General features: G+C 74.2%; 16 protein-coding genes. 3 read left to right on the top strand and 13 right to left on the bottom strand.

Translation table 11 applies throughout. From position 1 onward, the window contains the following. Positions 1-28 precede the first annotated feature (28 nt). Positions 29-658, top strand: a complete 630-nt coding sequence (locus LPA54_RS30435; RefSeq protein WP_228983850.1) for an alpha/beta fold hydrolase — start codon at positions 29-31, stop codon at positions 656-658. 155 nt (positions 659-813) lie between these two features. On the opposite strand, the gene mnmA is transcribed toward LPA54_RS30435, so the two are convergent. Next, entirely contained in the window at positions 814-1944 is a 1131-nt protein-coding gene (gene mnmA / locus LPA54_RS30430) for a tRNA 2-thiouridine(34) synthase MnmA (protein ID WP_228983849.1), read from the bottom strand. A gap of 61 nt (positions 1945-2005) precedes the next feature. Between mnmA and LPA54_RS30425 the strand changes: the two genes are divergently transcribed. Then, the gene (locus LPA54_RS30425; protein ID WP_228983848.1) at positions 2006-2689 is read left to right on the top strand and encodes an N-acetylmuramoyl-L-alanine amidase; all 684 of its coding nucleotides are present in this window, start codon (positions 2006-2008) and stop codon (positions 2687-2689) included. Positions 2690-2785: 96 nt separating this feature from the next. On the opposite strand, the gene LPA54_RS30420 is transcribed toward LPA54_RS30425, so the two are convergent. The 3 genes from LPA54_RS30420 to LPA54_RS30410 all read right to left on the bottom strand — a co-directional run bounded on the left by LPA54_RS30420 (position 2786) and on the right by LPA54_RS30410 (position 4542). Further along, positions 2786-3949, bottom strand: a complete 1164-nt coding sequence (locus tag LPA54_RS30420; protein ID WP_228983847.1) for a cysteine desulfurase family protein — start codon at positions 3947-3949, stop codon at positions 2786-2788. A gap of 120 nt (positions 3950-4069) precedes the next feature. Beyond that, on the bottom strand, positions 4070-4360 hold the full coding sequence (locus tag LPA54_RS30415) for a DUF4190 domain-containing protein (RefSeq protein ID WP_228983846.1): 291 nt from the start codon (positions 4358-4360) through the stop codon (positions 4070-4072). Between the two features lie 23 nt (positions 4361-4383). Then, positions 4384-4542, bottom strand: a complete 159-nt coding sequence (locus tag LPA54_RS30410; protein ID WP_228983845.1) for a hypothetical protein — start codon at positions 4540-4542, stop codon at positions 4384-4386. Positions 4543-4642: 100 nt separating this feature from the next. Between LPA54_RS30410 and LPA54_RS30405 the strand changes: the two genes are divergently transcribed. Beyond that, positions 4643-5281 carry a TetR family transcriptional regulator gene (locus LPA54_RS30405; protein ID WP_228983844.1) on the top strand — a complete coding sequence of 213 codons (639 nt, stop codon included), beginning with the start codon at positions 4643-4645 and terminating at the stop codon, positions 5279-5281. A gap of 122 nt (positions 5282-5403) precedes the next feature. On the opposite strand, the gene LPA54_RS30400 is transcribed toward LPA54_RS30405, so the two are convergent. The 9 genes from LPA54_RS30400 to LPA54_RS30360 all read right to left on the bottom strand — a co-directional run bounded on the left by LPA54_RS30400 (position 5404) and on the right by LPA54_RS30360 (position 14848). Further along, a complete protein-coding gene (locus LPA54_RS30400; RefSeq protein ID WP_228983841.1) occupies positions 5404-6225 on the bottom strand; it encodes a thioesterase family protein in 822 nt (273 codons plus the stop codon). Between the two features lie 26 nt (positions 6226-6251). After that, the gene (locus LPA54_RS30395) at positions 6252-6929 is read right to left on the bottom strand and encodes a trimeric intracellular cation channel family protein (protein ID WP_228983840.1); all 678 of its coding nucleotides are present in this window, start codon (positions 6927-6929) and stop codon (positions 6252-6254) included. Between the two features lie 152 nt (positions 6930-7081). Continuing rightward, positions 7082-8263 carry an ABC transporter ATP-binding protein gene (locus tag LPA54_RS30390; RefSeq protein WP_228983839.1) on the bottom strand — a complete coding sequence of 394 codons (1182 nt, stop codon included), beginning with the start codon at positions 8261-8263 and terminating at the stop codon, positions 7082-7084. Then, positions 8260-9261, bottom strand: a complete 1002-nt coding sequence (locus LPA54_RS30385; RefSeq protein WP_228983838.1) for an ABC transporter ATP-binding protein — start codon at positions 9259-9261, stop codon at positions 8260-8262. Before LPA54_RS30385 ends, LPA54_RS30390 begins: the two co-directional genes overlap by 4 nt. Positions 9262-9267: 6 nt before the next feature. Next, the gene (locus LPA54_RS30380) at positions 9268-10221 is read right to left on the bottom strand and encodes an ABC transporter permease (protein ID WP_228983837.1); all 954 of its coding nucleotides are present in this window, start codon (positions 10219-10221) and stop codon (positions 9268-9270) included. Between the two features lies 1 nt (position 10222). Continuing rightward, positions 10223-11227, bottom strand: coding sequence for an ABC transporter permease (locus LPA54_RS30375; RefSeq protein ID WP_228983834.1), 1005 nt, complete (start codon positions 11225-11227; stop codon positions 10223-10225). A gap of 90 nt (positions 11228-11317) precedes the next feature. After that, positions 11318-12988 (bottom strand): ABC transporter substrate-binding protein, encoded by a 1671-nt coding sequence (locus LPA54_RS30370; protein ID WP_228983833.1) that lies wholly within the window; start codon positions 12986-12988, stop codon positions 11318-11320. A gap of 206 nt (positions 12989-13194) precedes the next feature. Then, a complete protein-coding gene (locus LPA54_RS30365; RefSeq protein ID WP_228983862.1) occupies positions 13195-13932 on the bottom strand; it encodes an enhanced serine sensitivity protein SseB C-terminal domain-containing protein in 738 nt (245 codons plus the stop codon). Positions 13933-14068: 136 nt separating this feature from the next. Continuing rightward, positions 14069-14848: an enhanced serine sensitivity protein SseB gene (locus LPA54_RS30360; RefSeq protein ID WP_228983831.1), complete on the bottom strand. Its 780-nt coding sequence runs from the start codon at positions 14846-14848 to the stop codon at positions 14069-14071. Between the last annotated feature and the right edge of the window lie 94 nt (positions 14849-14942).

Below are 14942 nucleotides of genomic sequence, written 5' to 3'. Positions count from 1 at the left end.
TGCGCGCCGTCCGCCGGTCTGCCCTGGCATGGACGATGTGAGGACGACACCGCCCGGGCCCGCCGCGACCGTCGAGGGCCGGGTGGCGTCGGCGGACGGCACCCCGATCGCGTACCGCCGGTGCGGCGGGGGGCCGCCGCTGGTCCTGGTCGGCGGGGCGCTGTCGCCGGGCGGGTGGGAGCTTCGGCTCGCGGGGCTGCTGGCGGGGCGGTTCACGACGTACACGTACGACCGGCGGGGGCGCGGGGGCAGCGGGGGCGGCGCCGGGGGGTACGCCCCGGAGCGCGAGGTGGAGGACCTGGCCGCGGTGGTCGCCGCCGCGGGCGCGGGCGCGGGGGTGCACGGCACGTCGTCGGGCGGGGCGCTCGCGCTGGAGGCGGCCGCCGCGGGGGTCCCGATGGGGCGGCTGTCGGTGTACGAGCCGCCCTACGGGGCGGACGGCGACGTCCACGACGGGGTGCCGGCCGGGCTCCTGGCGGGCATCCACGCGCGCGTGCTGGTCCTGGACGGCGGGGCGAGCCCGCGCTGGCTGCGCGACGCGGCCCGCGCGGTCGCCGGGGCGCTTCCCCAGGGGCGGCACACGACGCTCACCGGTCAGACGCACACGGCGGCGCCGCAGGTGCTGGCGCCGGTGCTGGCGGGCTTCTTCGCGCGGTGAGGCGGTGGTCGGCGCCGGGCGGTGCCGCGGGTGCACGCGGGCGCGCGGCGCCGCCGCCCCGCCGGGGCGGGCACCAAGCCAGGCAGGCGCCAGGCCGGGGTGGGCGTCACGCCGGGGTAGGCGTCACGCCGGGCACGCGTCAGGCCGGGCAGGCGTCAGGCCGGGGTGGGGGCGGTCGCGCGGCGGGTCGTCGTGGCGATGGTGGCCGAGCCGACCACGCGGGTGCCGTCGTAGAGGACGATCGCCTGGCCCGGGGCGACCCCGCGGACCGGCTCGGTGAACGCGACGCGCAGCTCGTCGCCCGCCACCGCTGCCGTCACCTCCGTCTCGCCGCCGTGGGCGCGCAGCTGCGCCGTGTACGTGCCGGGGCCCTCGGGCGCACGGCCGCACCAGCGGGGCCGGATCGCCGTGAGGGCCGTGACGTCGAGCGCCTCGGCGGGTCCGACGGTGACGGTGTTGTCCACGGGCGAGATGTCCAGGACGTAGCGGGGCTTGCCGTCCGGGGCGGGGCGCCCGATGCGCAGGCCCTTGCGCTGGCCGATGGTGAAGCCGTACGCGCCGTCGTGGCTGCCGACCCTGGCGCCGGACTCGTCGACGATGTCGCCCTCCGCCTTGCCCAGCCGGGACGCCAGGAAGCCCTGGGTGTCGCCGTCGGCGATGAAGCAGATGTCGTGGCTGTCGGGCTTCTTCGCCACGGCGAGGCCCCGCCGCTCCGCCTCGGCGCGGATCTCGTCCTTGGTGGTGACGGTGTCGCCCAGCGGGAACAGGGCGTGGGCGAGCTGGCGCTCGTCGAGGACGCCGAGGACGTACGACTGGTCCTTCGCCATGTCGGAGGCCCGGTGCAGTTCGCGGGTGCCGTCGGCGAGGGTGACGACCTTGGCGTAGTGGCCGGTGCAGACCGCGTCGAAGCCGAGCGCCAGGGCCTTGTCCAGGAGGGCCGCGAACTTGATCTTCTCGTTGCAGCGGAGGCACGGGTTGGGGGTGCGGCCCGCCTCGTACTCGGCGACGAAGTCCTCGACCACGTCCTCGCGGAAGCGTTCCGCCAGGTCCCAGACGTAGAAGGGGATGCCGATCACGTCGGCGGCGCGGCGGGCGTCGCGCGAGTCCTCGACGGTGCAGCAGCCCCGGGCGCCGGTGCGGAAGGACTGCGGGTTCGCGGAGAGCGCCAGGTGCACCCCCGTCACGTCGTGCCCCGCCTCGGCGGCGCGGGCGGCGGCGACGGCGGAGTCCACGCCGCCGGACATGGCGGCGAGGACGCGGAGGGGGCGCTGGGAGGTGTCAGTCATAGCCCCACCAGGGTACGGGGCGCCGGGAACCGTCGTCGCGTGAGTAAGCGTTCACGGTCACATGGGCAGTGGAGAGAGCGGACGGGTGGGGCGGCGCGCCCTGCTGATCGGTGGCGGGGCCGCCGTGGCGGGGGCGGCGGCGCTGGGGTGGGACGAGCTGCGGCGCGTGTGGTGGCGGCTGCCCGGCACGGAGCGCAAGCGGGTGGAGGGCGAGCTCGACCACGCCGGCGCGCGGTGGACGGCGGCGGCGCGGGCGAACTGGCGGCGGGCGGACCGCCCGGACGACTTCGGCATCGACCGGGTGGTGGTCCACGTCGTGCAGGGCAGCTTCGCGACGGCGCTGCGGGTCTTCAAGAACCCGGGGCACGGCGCGGCGGCGCACTACGTGGTGGGCAAGGACGGGCGGGTCGCGCAGATGATCCGCGAGCTGGACGTGGCGTTCCACGCGGGCAACCGCGACATGAACGAGCGGAGCATCGGCATCGAGCACGAGGGGTTCGTCGACCGGCCGCAGGACTTCACGGAGGCGATGTACGCCTCGTCGGCCCGGCTGACGGCCGGGATATGCGCCCGGTACGGCATACCCGTCGACCGGGAGCACATCATCGGCCACGTGGAGGTCGAGGGCACGGACCACACCGACCCCGGGCCGCACTGGGACTGGGACCGGTACCTGCGGCTGGTGCGGCGCGCCGCGACGGCGCCCACCGCCCCGCCCTCGCCCTCCCCCTCGCCCGGCGACTGACGCGGGCCGCAGCCGCAGCCGGGGTACCGGACGCGGAGCGGGGCGCGGACGCGGGGCCCGGACGCGAGGCGCGGGGCCCGGTCGCGAGGCGGGCGGCTAGCTGAGCCCGGCGGTGCGGGCGCGGGCGACGGCCGGGCCGATGGCCCCGGCGAGGGCGTCGACGTCGGCGCGGGTCGAGGTGTGGCCGAGGGTGAAGCGGAGCGTGCCGCGGGCCAGCTCGGCGTCGGTGCCGGTGGCCAGGACGACGTGGCTGGGCTGGGCGACGCCGGCGGTGCAGGCGGATCCGGTGGAGCACTCGATGCCCTGGGCGTCGAGGAGCAGCAGGAGGGAGTCGCCCTCGCAGCCGGGGAAGCTGAAGTGGGCGTTGGCGGGGAGCCGGTCGACGGGGTCGCCGCCGAGGACGGCGTCCGGGACGGCCGCGCGGACGGCGTCGACCAGCGCGTCGCGCAGCGCCCCCACCTCGCGGGCGAACCGCTCGCGGCGCTCGGTGGCGAGCCGGGCGGCGACGGCGAAGGCGGCGACGGCGGGCACGTCGAGCGTGCCGGAGCGGACGTGTCGCTCCTGGCCGCCGCCGTGCAGGACGGGCACGGGGCTGTACTCACGGCCGAGGAGGAGCGCGCCGATGCCGTACGGGCCGCCGATCTTGTGGCCGGAGACGGTCATGGCGGCCAGCCCGGAATCGGCGAAGGCGACGGGCAGCTGGCCGACGGCCTGGACCGCGTCGGAGTGCAGGGGGACGTCGAACTCCCGGGCGACGGCGGCGAGTTCCCGTACGGGCAGGACCGTGCCGATCTCGTTGTTCGCCCACATGACCGTGGCCAGCGCGACGTCGTGCGGGTCGCGGGCGAGGGCCTCGCGCAGGGCGTCGGGGTGGACGCGGCCGTGGGCGTCGACGGGCAGGTACTCGACGGTGGCGCCCTCGTGCTCGCCGAGCCAGTGGACGGCGTCCAGCACGGCGTGGTGCTCCACGGGGCTGGTGAGGACGCGGACGCGGCGCGGGTCGGCCGCCCGGCGGGCCCAGTACAGGCCCTTCACGGCGAGGTTGTCGGCCTCGGTGCCGCCGGAGGTGAGGACGACCTCGCTGGGCCGGGCCCCGAGCGCCTCGGCGAGCGTCTCGCGGGCCTCCTCGACGGTGCGGCGGGCGCGGCGCCCGGCGGCATGCAGGGACGAGGCGTTGCCCGTGGCGGTCAGCTGGGCGGTCATCGCCTCGACCGCCTCCGGGAGCATCGGAGTGGTCGCGGCGTGGTCGAGGTAGGCCATGGTGACCCGATTCTACGAGCCCGCCGCGCGCGGCCGACGACCGGCGGCGTATCCGGCCGATCGCCGAGGTCGCGCCCCGGCCGGCGATCCGGCCCCGACGCGGCGCGCGTCAGCGGAGGGTCAGCCGAAGCTCCACGAGACGCTGTCGTTGAGGGAGGTGAGGACCGCGAGGACCACCAGATCGGCGGTGCCGAGGGCGAGGCCGAGGATGGCGCGGCCGCGCCGGGCGGTGCCGCGGCGCAGGGCGATGAGGGCCAGGCCGATGGCGAGGGGCCCGAGGATGACGTTGAACACGAGGAGGCCGACGAGGCCCAGCACGAAGGCGGCGACGGCCATGCCGTCGGCGTCGCGGCGCGGGACGAGGGACGGGCGCCGCTTCGTGGGCCGGGGCCCGGTCCGGGTGGGCGTCATGGCGCGTTCCACGGCGGCCCCCTTCAGTTCCGGCGCCGTCGGGCGCCGCGCTCGCGCGCCGCGAAGGCGAGCAGCCACGCGGCGATGGCGGCGGCCGCCACGGCGGTGACGGGCGGGGGCACGAAGGCCGCGGTGCCCATGAGCGTGCCGAGCAGGAGCAGGGCTGCGACGAGGAAGAGCATCGGGTTGCCTCTCGTTGAGCGGACAACTGTGCACTGACTTTCCAGTCTAGTGGCCGTGTACCCCTGGAGGCGCGGGAGGAACGGCTGTTTACTGCATGGCATGAGTCACAGCACCGGCGCCCCGCCCGCCGGCGTCCGGCAGGCGCGCAAGCAGCGGACCCGCCGGGCCCTCATGGACGCGGCGCTCGCCCTGTTGGAGGACCAGAGCCTCGGGAGCCTGGGCCTGCGGGAGGTGGCGCGGGCGGCGGGGATCGCGCCGACCGCCTTCTACCGGCACTTCGACGGGGTCGCCGACCTCGGCGTGGCACTGGTGGACGAGGCCCTGGGCAGCCTCCACGGCACCATCCGCACGACGCTCGCCGCCACCGGGGACAGCGAGGAGCGGATCGCCGGGACGGTGGAGCTGATCGACCGCCTGGTGGCGGACTCCCCCGCGCACGTCCTGTTCCTGGCGCGGGAGCGGCACGGCGGCGTGCGGCCGGTGCGCGAGGCGATCGGCGGCGAGCTGGACCGCTTCGCGGTCGAGGTGGCCGACGCGCTGGCCGCCCTGCCGGAGGCGCGGGGCTGGGAGCGCGCGGATCTGCTGATGCTGGCGCGGCTGTACGTCGACCTCATGGTGACGACCGCGTCGGCGCTGCTGGCGGCCGGGCCGGACCCCGAGGCCCGCGAACGGGTGGCGGACGAGGCCCGGCGGCGGCTGCGCCTGGTGACGCTGGGCAGCCGCCACTGGCTGGACTGACCGCGCCGCGCGGGTCCGGCCCCCGGCGTCACGCGCGAGGCGGCCGGTGCGCCGGGCGGCGACCCGGCCCGGGGCTCGGCAGCCCGGGCCCGGGGCGGGGGCGGGGGCGCCGGGCGCGGGCGTCAGCGCGGGGCGCGGGCGAGTTGGCGGGACTGGGCGACGAGCCGGTCGGCGCTGTCCCAGACCTCGGCGTCCTCCTCCAGGAAGCCGCCGGCGAGGTTGCGCGTGGTGATGGAGACGCGCAGCGGCCCGGGGGCGGGGCGGCAGCGGACGTGGGTGGTGAGTTCCACGGTCGGCGTCCAGCCGCTCAGGCCGAGGTCGAAGGCGGTCGGCGGCAGCGCGTCGACGGTCAGCAGCAGCGAGAGCGGGTCGGGGTCGCGGCCGTCGGCGAGGCCGAACCAGCCGCGCACCTCGCCCTTGCCGGAGGGGGCGCCGAGGGCCCAGCCGAGGGTGGCCGGGTCGAGCTTGATGTCGAGCAGCCGGGCGATCTCGGCCGACCCGGGCAGCGGCTCGGGGGCGTCGGACGGGCCGAGGCAGTGCTCGTACGGCGGGATGGCCGGCGGCTTGGCGCTGGTGCGCACGTCGTCGCTGAGGGCGTCGAGGTCGCCGTACGTGGCGAGGACGCGGATGTGCTCACGCTCGGTGCCGTCCTCGGCCCGCTGGTAGAGCGACGCCTGGCCGGTCGAGAGGGTGCGGCCGGTGCGGACCGTCTCGGTGCGGATGACGGCGGGGCCGGGCAGCGAGGGCGCCAGGTAGTGGGCCGAGACCGAGAAGGGGTGCGGGTGCGGGAGCGCGTCGCCGAGGGCGCGGCCCAGCAGGGCGAGCAGGTATCCGCCGTTGACGACGCCGAAGATCGTCCAGTCGGCGGAGAGGTCCGTGTCGTAGACGCCCGGGGAGCGGAGGGCCACCGCGGTGTCGCGGTCGAAGCGGCTGCTGCTGTCCATGCGCAGCACCGTACAACAGCAAACTACTAAGCGGTAGCTTTCTCGGGCTCCTCCTCCGAGGCGGTGGAGCGCCGGTTCCACGCGCGCGGCGCCCGCCACCGGTAGCGCAGCGCGAGCAGGCGCAGGACGAAGGCGGCGAGTGCGGCGAGGGCGCTGGTCAACGGGCCGAGCAGGTGGAAGTGGAGGAAGAGCGCCACCATGGTCGAGCCGACGATGGCCGGCACCGCGTAGAGGTCGCGGTCCCAGCGCAGCAGCGACGGCGCCTCGTCGGCCAGCACGTCGCGCAGCACGCCGCCCCCGACGGCGGTCGCCAGCCCGAGGACCGCGGACTGGGGCAGGCCGAGCCCGTACTCGTACGCCTTGGTCGTCCCGGCCACGCAGAACAGCCCCAGCCCGGCCGCGTCGAAGACGTTGACCGCCGCCTGCGTGCGCTCGACGACCGGGTGCAGGAAGAACACCAGCACCGTGGCGACCAGCGGCATCAGCAGGTACCCCAGGTCGGTGAAGGCCGCCGGCGGGACCGCGCCGATGATCAGGTCCCGCAGCAGCCCGCCGCCCAGCGCGGTGACCTCCGCGAGCACGGCCATGCCGAAGACGTCGAAGTTCTTCCGGACGGCTAGGAGCGCGCCGGAGATCGCGAAGACGAAGATCCCGGCGAGGTCGAGCGCGTGGAGCACGGAGGGGGTGAACAGAGACTGGAGCACCGCACTGTTGTACCGCGTGGCGCGCGGGGCGGGGCGCACCGTCTCATCCGCCGGCCCGCCCCGCCCGCCCCGCGGGGCCGCCGCCCCGCCCGCCGCCCCGGGGCGCGGTGCGCGGGCCGGGGCGGCGGGTGGTGGCGGGCGTCACACCGCCGTCACGGCGTCTCCTTCTCCGTCTTCTCCGCTTTCTCCGTCTTCTCCGCCGCGCCACCCGCGTCACCCGCGTCCGCCGCGCCACCCGCGTCCGCCGCCCCGGCGGCCCCGCCCGGGGCTCCCTCCGGGGACCGCGCCGGGGCGGGCACCGTGCCCACGACGGCCTCCACGCCGGTCGGCCGGGTCGGCTCCAGCTCGCCCGACTCGATCTCCGCCGTGAAGTGGCACGCCACCTTGTGGCCGCCGCCCGCGTCCGTCAGCGCGGGCCGCTCCTCGGCGCACCGGGGCCGGGCCCAGGGGCAGCGGGTGTGGAAGCGGCAGCCGCTCGGCGGGTTGGCCGGGGAGGGCAGGTCGCCGCGGAGCAGGATGCGCTCGCGGCGGTCCTCGACCTCCGGGTCCGGTACCGGCACCGCCGACATCAGCGCCCGGGTGTACGGGTGCTTGGGCGAGGCGTACAGGGCGTCGCTCGGGGCCTCCTCCACGAGGGAGCCGAGGTACATCACGCCGATGACGTCCGAGATGTGCCGGACGACGGCCAGGTCGTGGGCGATGACGAGGTACGTCAGGCCCAGCTGCTGCTGGAGCTCCTCCAGCAGGTTGATCACCTGGGCCTGGATCGACACGTCCAGGGCCGAGACCGGCTCGTCGCAGATGATGACGTCCGGCTCCAGCACCAGCGCCCGCGCGATGCCGATGCGCTGGCGCTGGCCGCCGGAGAACTCGTGCGGGTAGCGGGAGAGCGCGTTGGTCGGCAGGCCCACCCGGGCGAGGATCGCCTTGATCTTCTCCCGGCGCTCGTCCTGGTTCGCCCCGATGCCGTGCGCGATCATGCCCTCGGACAGGATCGACTCGATGTTCTGGCGGGGGTTGAGGCTGCCCAGCGGGTCCTGGAAGACCATCTGGAGCCGGCGCCGGAACCGGCGCATCTCCTCCTCGGGCAGCTTCGCCAGGTCGGTGCCGTCGAAGAGGACCTCGCCGTCCGTGATGTCGACCAGCCGCAGGACCGCCCGGCCCAGGGTGGTCTTGCCGCAGCCGGACTCGCCGACCAGGCCGTACGTCCGGCCGGCCTCGACCGTCAGCGAGACGCCGTCCACGGCGTACACGTGGCCGACGGTGCGGTCGAAGAGGACGCCCTTCCTGACGGGGAAGTGGACCTTCACTCCGTCCAGTGCGAGCAGGCTCATGCCGGTACCTCCTCGGCCGGTGCGTCGGGCAGGACGGGGTTCACGCAGCGCACCTGGTGGCCGGCTGCGCGCACCTCGGTGAGCTGCGGCGTGCCGGTGAGGCACTCCAGCGTGTAGTGGTCGCAGCGCGGTGCGAACGCGCACCCGTCCGTCCAGGCGATCTTGTCGTTGATGGAGCCGCGGATGGGGCGGAGCGGCTCGCCGCGCGGTGCGTCCAGGCGGGGGATGGACCCCAGCAGGCCGTGCGCGTACGGGTGGGTGGGGTGGGCGAACAGCTCGCGGCGGCCCGCCGACTCCACGGCCTTGCCCGCGTAGAGGACGTTGACCTCGTCGCACAGGCCCGCGACGACGCCCAGGTCGTGCGTGATCATCAGCAGGGCGGTGCCCTCCTGGTCCACCAGCTCCTTGAGCAGCTCCAGGATCTGCGCCTGGATCGTCACGTCCAGGGCGGTCGTCGGCTCGTCGGCGATGAGCAGCCGGGGCGCGCACGCCACCGCCATGGCGATGAGGGCGCGCTGGCGCATGCCGCCGGAGAGCTGGTGGGGGTACTCGTCGAGCCGCCGCGCCGGGTCGGGGATGCCGACCCGGTCGAGCAGGTGGGCGGCCTCCTTGCGGGCGGCCTCCCCCTTCAGCCCGCGGTGGCGCTTGAGGATCTCGGTGACCTGCACGCCGATCGGGATGACCGGGTTCAGGGAGGAGAGCGGGTCCTGGAAGATCATGGCGAGCTTGCTGCCGCGCATGTCGCGCAGCCGCTTGGCCCCCATGGTGAGCAGGTCCTCGCCGTCGAAGTCGGCGCGGCCGCCGACGGTGACGCCCTTGCGCGGCAGGAGCCCCATGAGGGCGAGGGAGGTCACGGACTTGCCGCAGCCGGACTCGCCGACCAGGCCCACGACCTGGCCCTGGTCCACGGTGAAGGAGACCCCGTCGACGGCGGTGGAGGGCTTGCGGCCGCGTCCGCCGAAGGTGACGGTGAGTTCGTCGACAGTGAGCAGTGGCATGGCAGTTCAGCCTCGCAGCTTCGGGTCGAGGGCTTCGCGCATGGCCTCGCCGAGCAGGGTGAAGCCGAGGGCGGTGATGATGATCCCGACCGCCGGGTAGACGGCCATCATCGGCGCGTTGTCGAAGAACCGCTGCGCCTGGGAGAGCATCACGCCCCACTCGGGGACGGCCGGGTCCGGGTTGCCGAGCCCCAGGTAGGACAGGGCGGCGGCCTCGATGATCGCGGTGGCGAGGCTGAGGGTCGCCTGGACGATCACGGGGCTGAGCGAGTTGGGCAGGATCTGCGTGACGACGATCCGCCGGCGCCGCACGCCGAGGGCCTTGGCCGCCAGGACGTAGTCGGAGCCGCCCTGCGCGAGCATCGAACCGCGCAGCAGCCGCGCGAAGATCGGGATCTGCACCACACCGACGGCGATCATCACGGTGGTCAGGGACTGGCCCATGACGGCCGCGACGGAGACGGCGAGGAGCAGCGACGGCAGGGACAGCAGGATGTCGATGAACCGCATGACGACGGTGTCGACCCGCCGGCCGGCCTTGCCGCCGAGGGTGGCGGCGGCGCCGGAGAGCATGCCGACCGTCGCGCCGACCACGAGGCCGATGAGCATCGACACGACGCCGACCAGCAGCGTCTGGCGGGCGCCGACGAGCATCCGGGAGAACATGTCCCGGCCGAGGTGGTCGAGGCCGAACCAGTTCTCGCCGCGGGCGCCGACGAACTTGCCCTGGTTGGGGAAGACCTCGCCGCGCCAGCTCTGCGCTGTCGGGGCGTGCGGGGCGACCCAGGGGCCGACCACGGCGACGACGACGAACAGCGCGATGATGACCGCGCCGATCACCGCCATCTTGCTCGTCTTGAGCCGGCGGAACGCCTCGCGCCACAGGCTGGCGCCGCTCGTGCTCTCGTTGGCCTGGGTCAGCTCGGCGAGCCGGGCGATCTTGTCGGTCTTGGTGGACACGTCAGTTCACCCGCACTCTCGGGTCAATGAGGCTGTAGGCCACGTCGACGAGGAGGTTGATGACGACGTACACCATGGCGATGAACATGATGAAGCCGACCAGCACCGGGTAGTCGCGGGCGTCGATGGCGACCTTGATGAAGGAGCCGATCCCGCCGAAGTCGAAGACGGACTCGGTGAGGACCGCGCCGGACAGCAGGGAACCGGTGAGCAGGCCGATGGCCGTGACGACCGGCAGGAGGGCGTTGCGCAGGACGTGGCGGAGGCGGACGACCCGCTTCTCCAGGCCCTTGGCCTCGGCGGTGCGGACGTAGTCCTCGCCGAGGACCTCCAGGACGCTGGCGCGCGTCATGCGGACGATCACGGCGAGCGGGATGGAGGCGAGCGTCACGGCGGGCAGGACGAGGTGCCACAGGGCGTCGCCGGTCGCGTCGAGCTCGCCGGTCAGCAGGCCGTCGAGGACGGCGAAGCCGGTGACCTCGGTCGCGTCGAGACCGGTGGTCAGGCGCCCGTAGGTCGGGAAGATGTGCAGGTTGACCGCGAAGATGCCCTTGAGGATCAGCCCGAGGAAGAAGACCGGCACGCAGATGCCGATGAGCGAGCCGGAGACCGAGGCGACGTCGAGCCAGCCGCCGCGGCGCCGGGCGGCGAGGTAGCCGAGCGGGATGCCGACGACCACGGCGATCAGCATGGCGGCGACGCTCAGCTCCACCGTGGCCGGGAAGCGCAGCGCGAACTCGTCCCAGACGGGCTGGCCGGTCTTGGTCGAGGTGCCGAGGTCGAGTTCGGCGATGCGCTTGAGGAAGCGGCCGTACTGCACCCAGACCGGCTGGTCGAGGCCGAGCGCGCGGTTGATGCGCGCCACTTCGGTGGGTGTCGCCCGTTCGCCCAGGATCGCCGAGGCGGGTCCGCCGGGCAGCCGGTTCAGCCAGAGGAAGAGGAGAACCGACAGGCCGAGCAGGGTGGGTATCAGCTGTAGCAGTCTTCGTACGACGAGTCGCAGCACCCCGCGTGCCCCTTTCTTGCGTGTGCGTCAGATGCGGGTCCGCCCGGCCACGCAGTGCTGTGGCCGGGCGGACGCCGCGTGCGGATGGGGTTACTTGTAGGAGACCTCGGCGAAGTTCTCCTGCGTCAGCGGGGAGACCTTCGGCGGGTTGACGTCCTTGGCGAACGCGATGGCCGGCGGGGACGACGAGATCGGGAGGCCCGGCAGGTACTCCATGATGGTCTCGTTGGCCTTCTTGTACGCCTCGACGCGCTTGGCCGGGTCGGTCTCCTTGGAGGCCGCGGTGACCGCGTCGAAGACCTTCGGCTCCTTGAAGCCCCACTGCTTGTCGTACCCGGCGAACCAGGTGCCGATGAAGTTGTAGCCGTCGTTGAAGTCACCGGTCCAGCCGAGCATGTGCAGGGCGCACGCGCCGGCCTCGGTGGCGTCCAGGTAGTCCGGCGCCCACTTCAGCGGCTTCGGGGTGACGGTGACGCCGGCCTTCTCCAGGTCGGCCTTCATCAGCTCGAAGATGTCCTGCGGGGCCGGCATGTAGGGCCGGGTGACCTCGGTCGGGTAGCAGAACTCGACCTTCAGCTTCGACTCGCCCGCGGCGGCCAGCAGCTGCTTGGCCTTGGCGGTGTCGAACGGGTAGGTCTTCACCTTGTCGGAGAAGCCGGCGACCGTGTCGGGCATGAACTGCGTCGCGGTCTTGCCGCCCTCGGGCAGCTGCGTCTTGACGATGTTGTCCCGGTCGATGGCGTGCGCGAGGGCCTGGCGGACCTCCGGCTTCTTCAGCGCCGGCAGCTTCTCCTGCGACATGCCCAGGTAGAAGATGTTGAAGACGTCACGGGTGGGGACCTGGAAGCCGCCCTTCTCCAGCGTCTTCACGTCGGCCGGGGAGACCAGGTCGTACCCCTGGATGTCACCGGCCTGGAGCGCCTGGCGGCGGCCCTCCTCGGTGGAGATGGTGCGGAAGACGAGGTTCTTCACCTTCGCCTTGTCGCCCCAGTAGTCGTCGAAGCGCTGGAGGGTGACCTCCTTGTTGCCCTTGTTCCACTTCGTGATCCGGTACGGGCCGGTGCCGGCGACCGTGCCGGCCTCCTGGCTGTACTTCGGGTACGTGATGGCGTCGTCCTTGCCGGTCGCCGCCTGCGTGGCGTACGCCTTGAGGGCCTTCGGCGAGTGGATCGCCAGCGCCTGGAGGGAGAAGCCGCCGGGCAGGTTGGCGGAGGGCGCGTGGACCTCGATGACCGCGGTGGCCGGGTCCTTCGCGGTGCAGGACTTGTAGTTCGCCTTCGGGGCGTCCTTGTCCTCGTTCTGCGCGAAGCCGCCCATGATGGACTGCCAGTAGTACGAGACCGCGCTCGACTGGTAGGTGCCCTTCCAGTTGAACCAGTGGTCGTAGTTGGCGCAGACGGCCGCGGCGTCGAACGCCTCGCCGTCGTGGAACTTCACGTTCTCGCGGAGTTTGAAGGTCCACACCGTGCCGGCGTCGTTGCTGGACCACGACTCGGCGAGGCCGCCGACGAGCTTGCTGCCGCCGGGCTCGTGCTCCAGCAGCGCCTCGAAGGCCTGGCGGGTGACCCGGAAGGTCTCACCGTCGCTGGCGAGGGCGGGATCCAGTGAGCTCGGGTCACCGGCGCCGGCGAACACGAACGTGTCCTTGTCGCCGCCCTTGTCGCCGTCCTTGCCGCGCTCGCTGGCACAGCCCGTAGCGATCATTCCGACGGCGAGCGCCGCGGTGACCGCCCGGACCGTACGGGACTTGGATATTCGCATGGGCCACCCCTGGTACGGCCTAGTGAATGAGGTCTTGACCGGCCGAACACTACCGACGGGTGGCACGGCGGAGAACAGTCCGGATAGCGGTGATACCCAGTCGAGACCCGGACAGTCACCAAACCGGGCAGATCCCGGACAAGCCCCCTGGCCGGGTTAACACCCCCGACACACGGGGGAGTTCGGGGCGGCCACCGAGCGCTGCCTCAGCGCTGCTGGGGGTAGCCGTATCCGGCCGCGCCGGGGGCGGGCGGGGCGAGGTGCGCCTCGCGGTCGTAGAAGGGGCGGGCGTGGGCGCGCAGCCACATGGCGACCGGGTCGTACGCGTCGGACATGGCGACCGTCGAGACGGGCAGCCCGTCCGGGACGGCGGCCACGGACCGGCGCATCATCTCGCGCACCGCCTCGACCGACGCCGGGGCGGTGTCGTAGAGGTCGAGGCCGATGGCGACGTACGGCGTGCCGAGCGAGGGCTGCACCCAGGCGCGGCGCAGGGAGCGGACGGCGGGGGTGCGGTGGGCGTTCTGCGTGAGGAGGGCGTAGAAGTGCGGCAGCTCGATGGCGGGCTCGCTGAGCCGCAGCGGCCCGGCGGGCATGCGGTCGAGGCCGGTGGCGATGCGGCGCAGGTCGGCCCAGGGGATGCCGACGCCGCCGCCGTGGGCGTGCGGGTTGAGCCAGATCCCCCAGCGGTCGGGGTAGAGGGCGGCGGCGACGTCGCGGACGGCGACGACCTCGTGGGCGCGGTTCCAGCCGGAGGCGGTGAGCTCCTGGGCGGAGGTGACGCAGGGGGCGTAGCCGAGGCCGTCGACCTCCATGTTCCCGTACTGGGCGTCGGGGCCGCCGGCCTCGCCGTGCCACAGCAGCATCCACACGTGGGCGTCGGCGAGGGCGTGGAGGAGCGCCTCGTAGGCGTCGTAACGGCCGGGCGCGACCTGCCCCAGCAGGTGCTCGACCTGCCCCCACGCACTGGACTCCGCCCGACCGGGGGAGCCCCCACCGGCCGCCGCCGTGCCTGACGCGCTCACCTGGATCCCGCCCCTCGTTCGCAAGCCTTCCGGTCCAGCTTACGGGGGGCTCCGGTCAGGAACCGTGTTCGCGGCGGTAGAAGGGGGCGACCTTTTCCCGCATCCAGTCGCCGACCGGGTCCTGGGCGACGTCCAGGAGGACGAGGTTGACCGGCCAGGGCACCGGGACGCGTCCGAGGGCCCGGCCGAGGGCGTCCAGGGCGACGGTGCCCTCGGCGGCCTGCGGGGTGGTGAGCTCGACGCCGACGAAGAGGGCGGGCGGCCGGCCCTCGACGCTGGCCAGGGCGCGGCGGGCGGTGCCGACGAGGCCGGTCGCCTCGAACTCGGCGCCGGCGGCGCCGAGGAAGTCGACGGGGTCGTCCTGCCAGTCCGGTTCGAACAGCCGGACGCGGCCGCCGCTCGCGGGTCCGTCGAGCGGGGTGCGGCCCGTGCGGCACAGTTCGGCGACGGCGGGCGGCGGGAGCGGCGCGCCTATGGTGCCGCCGGGGTTGAGGGCGATGCCGAGCTGCGGGGGCAGGCCCCGGGCGAACTCGACGGCCGGCGCCACCGCGTACGGCATGTGCTCGCCGGCGCAGGCGCGCAGCTGGCTCTCGGAGCTGAACACCGGGACGTAGGGCAGGCCGTCGAGCTCCAGGGTGGGCAGGTCCAGGCCGGGGGCGCCGACCCCGGCGGAGTCCGGGGCGCCCCCCCGGGGCAGCGGCACCCAGACGGGGCTGCGGCCCAGGACCTCGACGATGCGGGCGCCGGCCGCGCCCTGGCCGAGGGAGGCGGAGAGGACCTCCTCCAGCTCGTTGGCCGGCCATGCGGTGTCGACGGCTGCGGCTGTCGTGTCCACGGGCGTTCCTGCGTCCTTCCGGTCCGTCCGGTGCGTGCCGCAGCACCCTAGCGCGGCCCGCGCCGGGCGTGCCCGCGGCGGTGGACCGGCCGCG

It is taken from the genome of Streptomyces sp. DH12, assembly GCF_020873895.1.
Lineage (GTDB): Bacteria > Actinomycetota > Actinomycetes > Streptomycetales > Streptomycetaceae > Streptomyces.
Note: the sequence above shows the minus strand (reverse complement) of the source record. Positions and strands in the feature narration are given on the sequence as shown.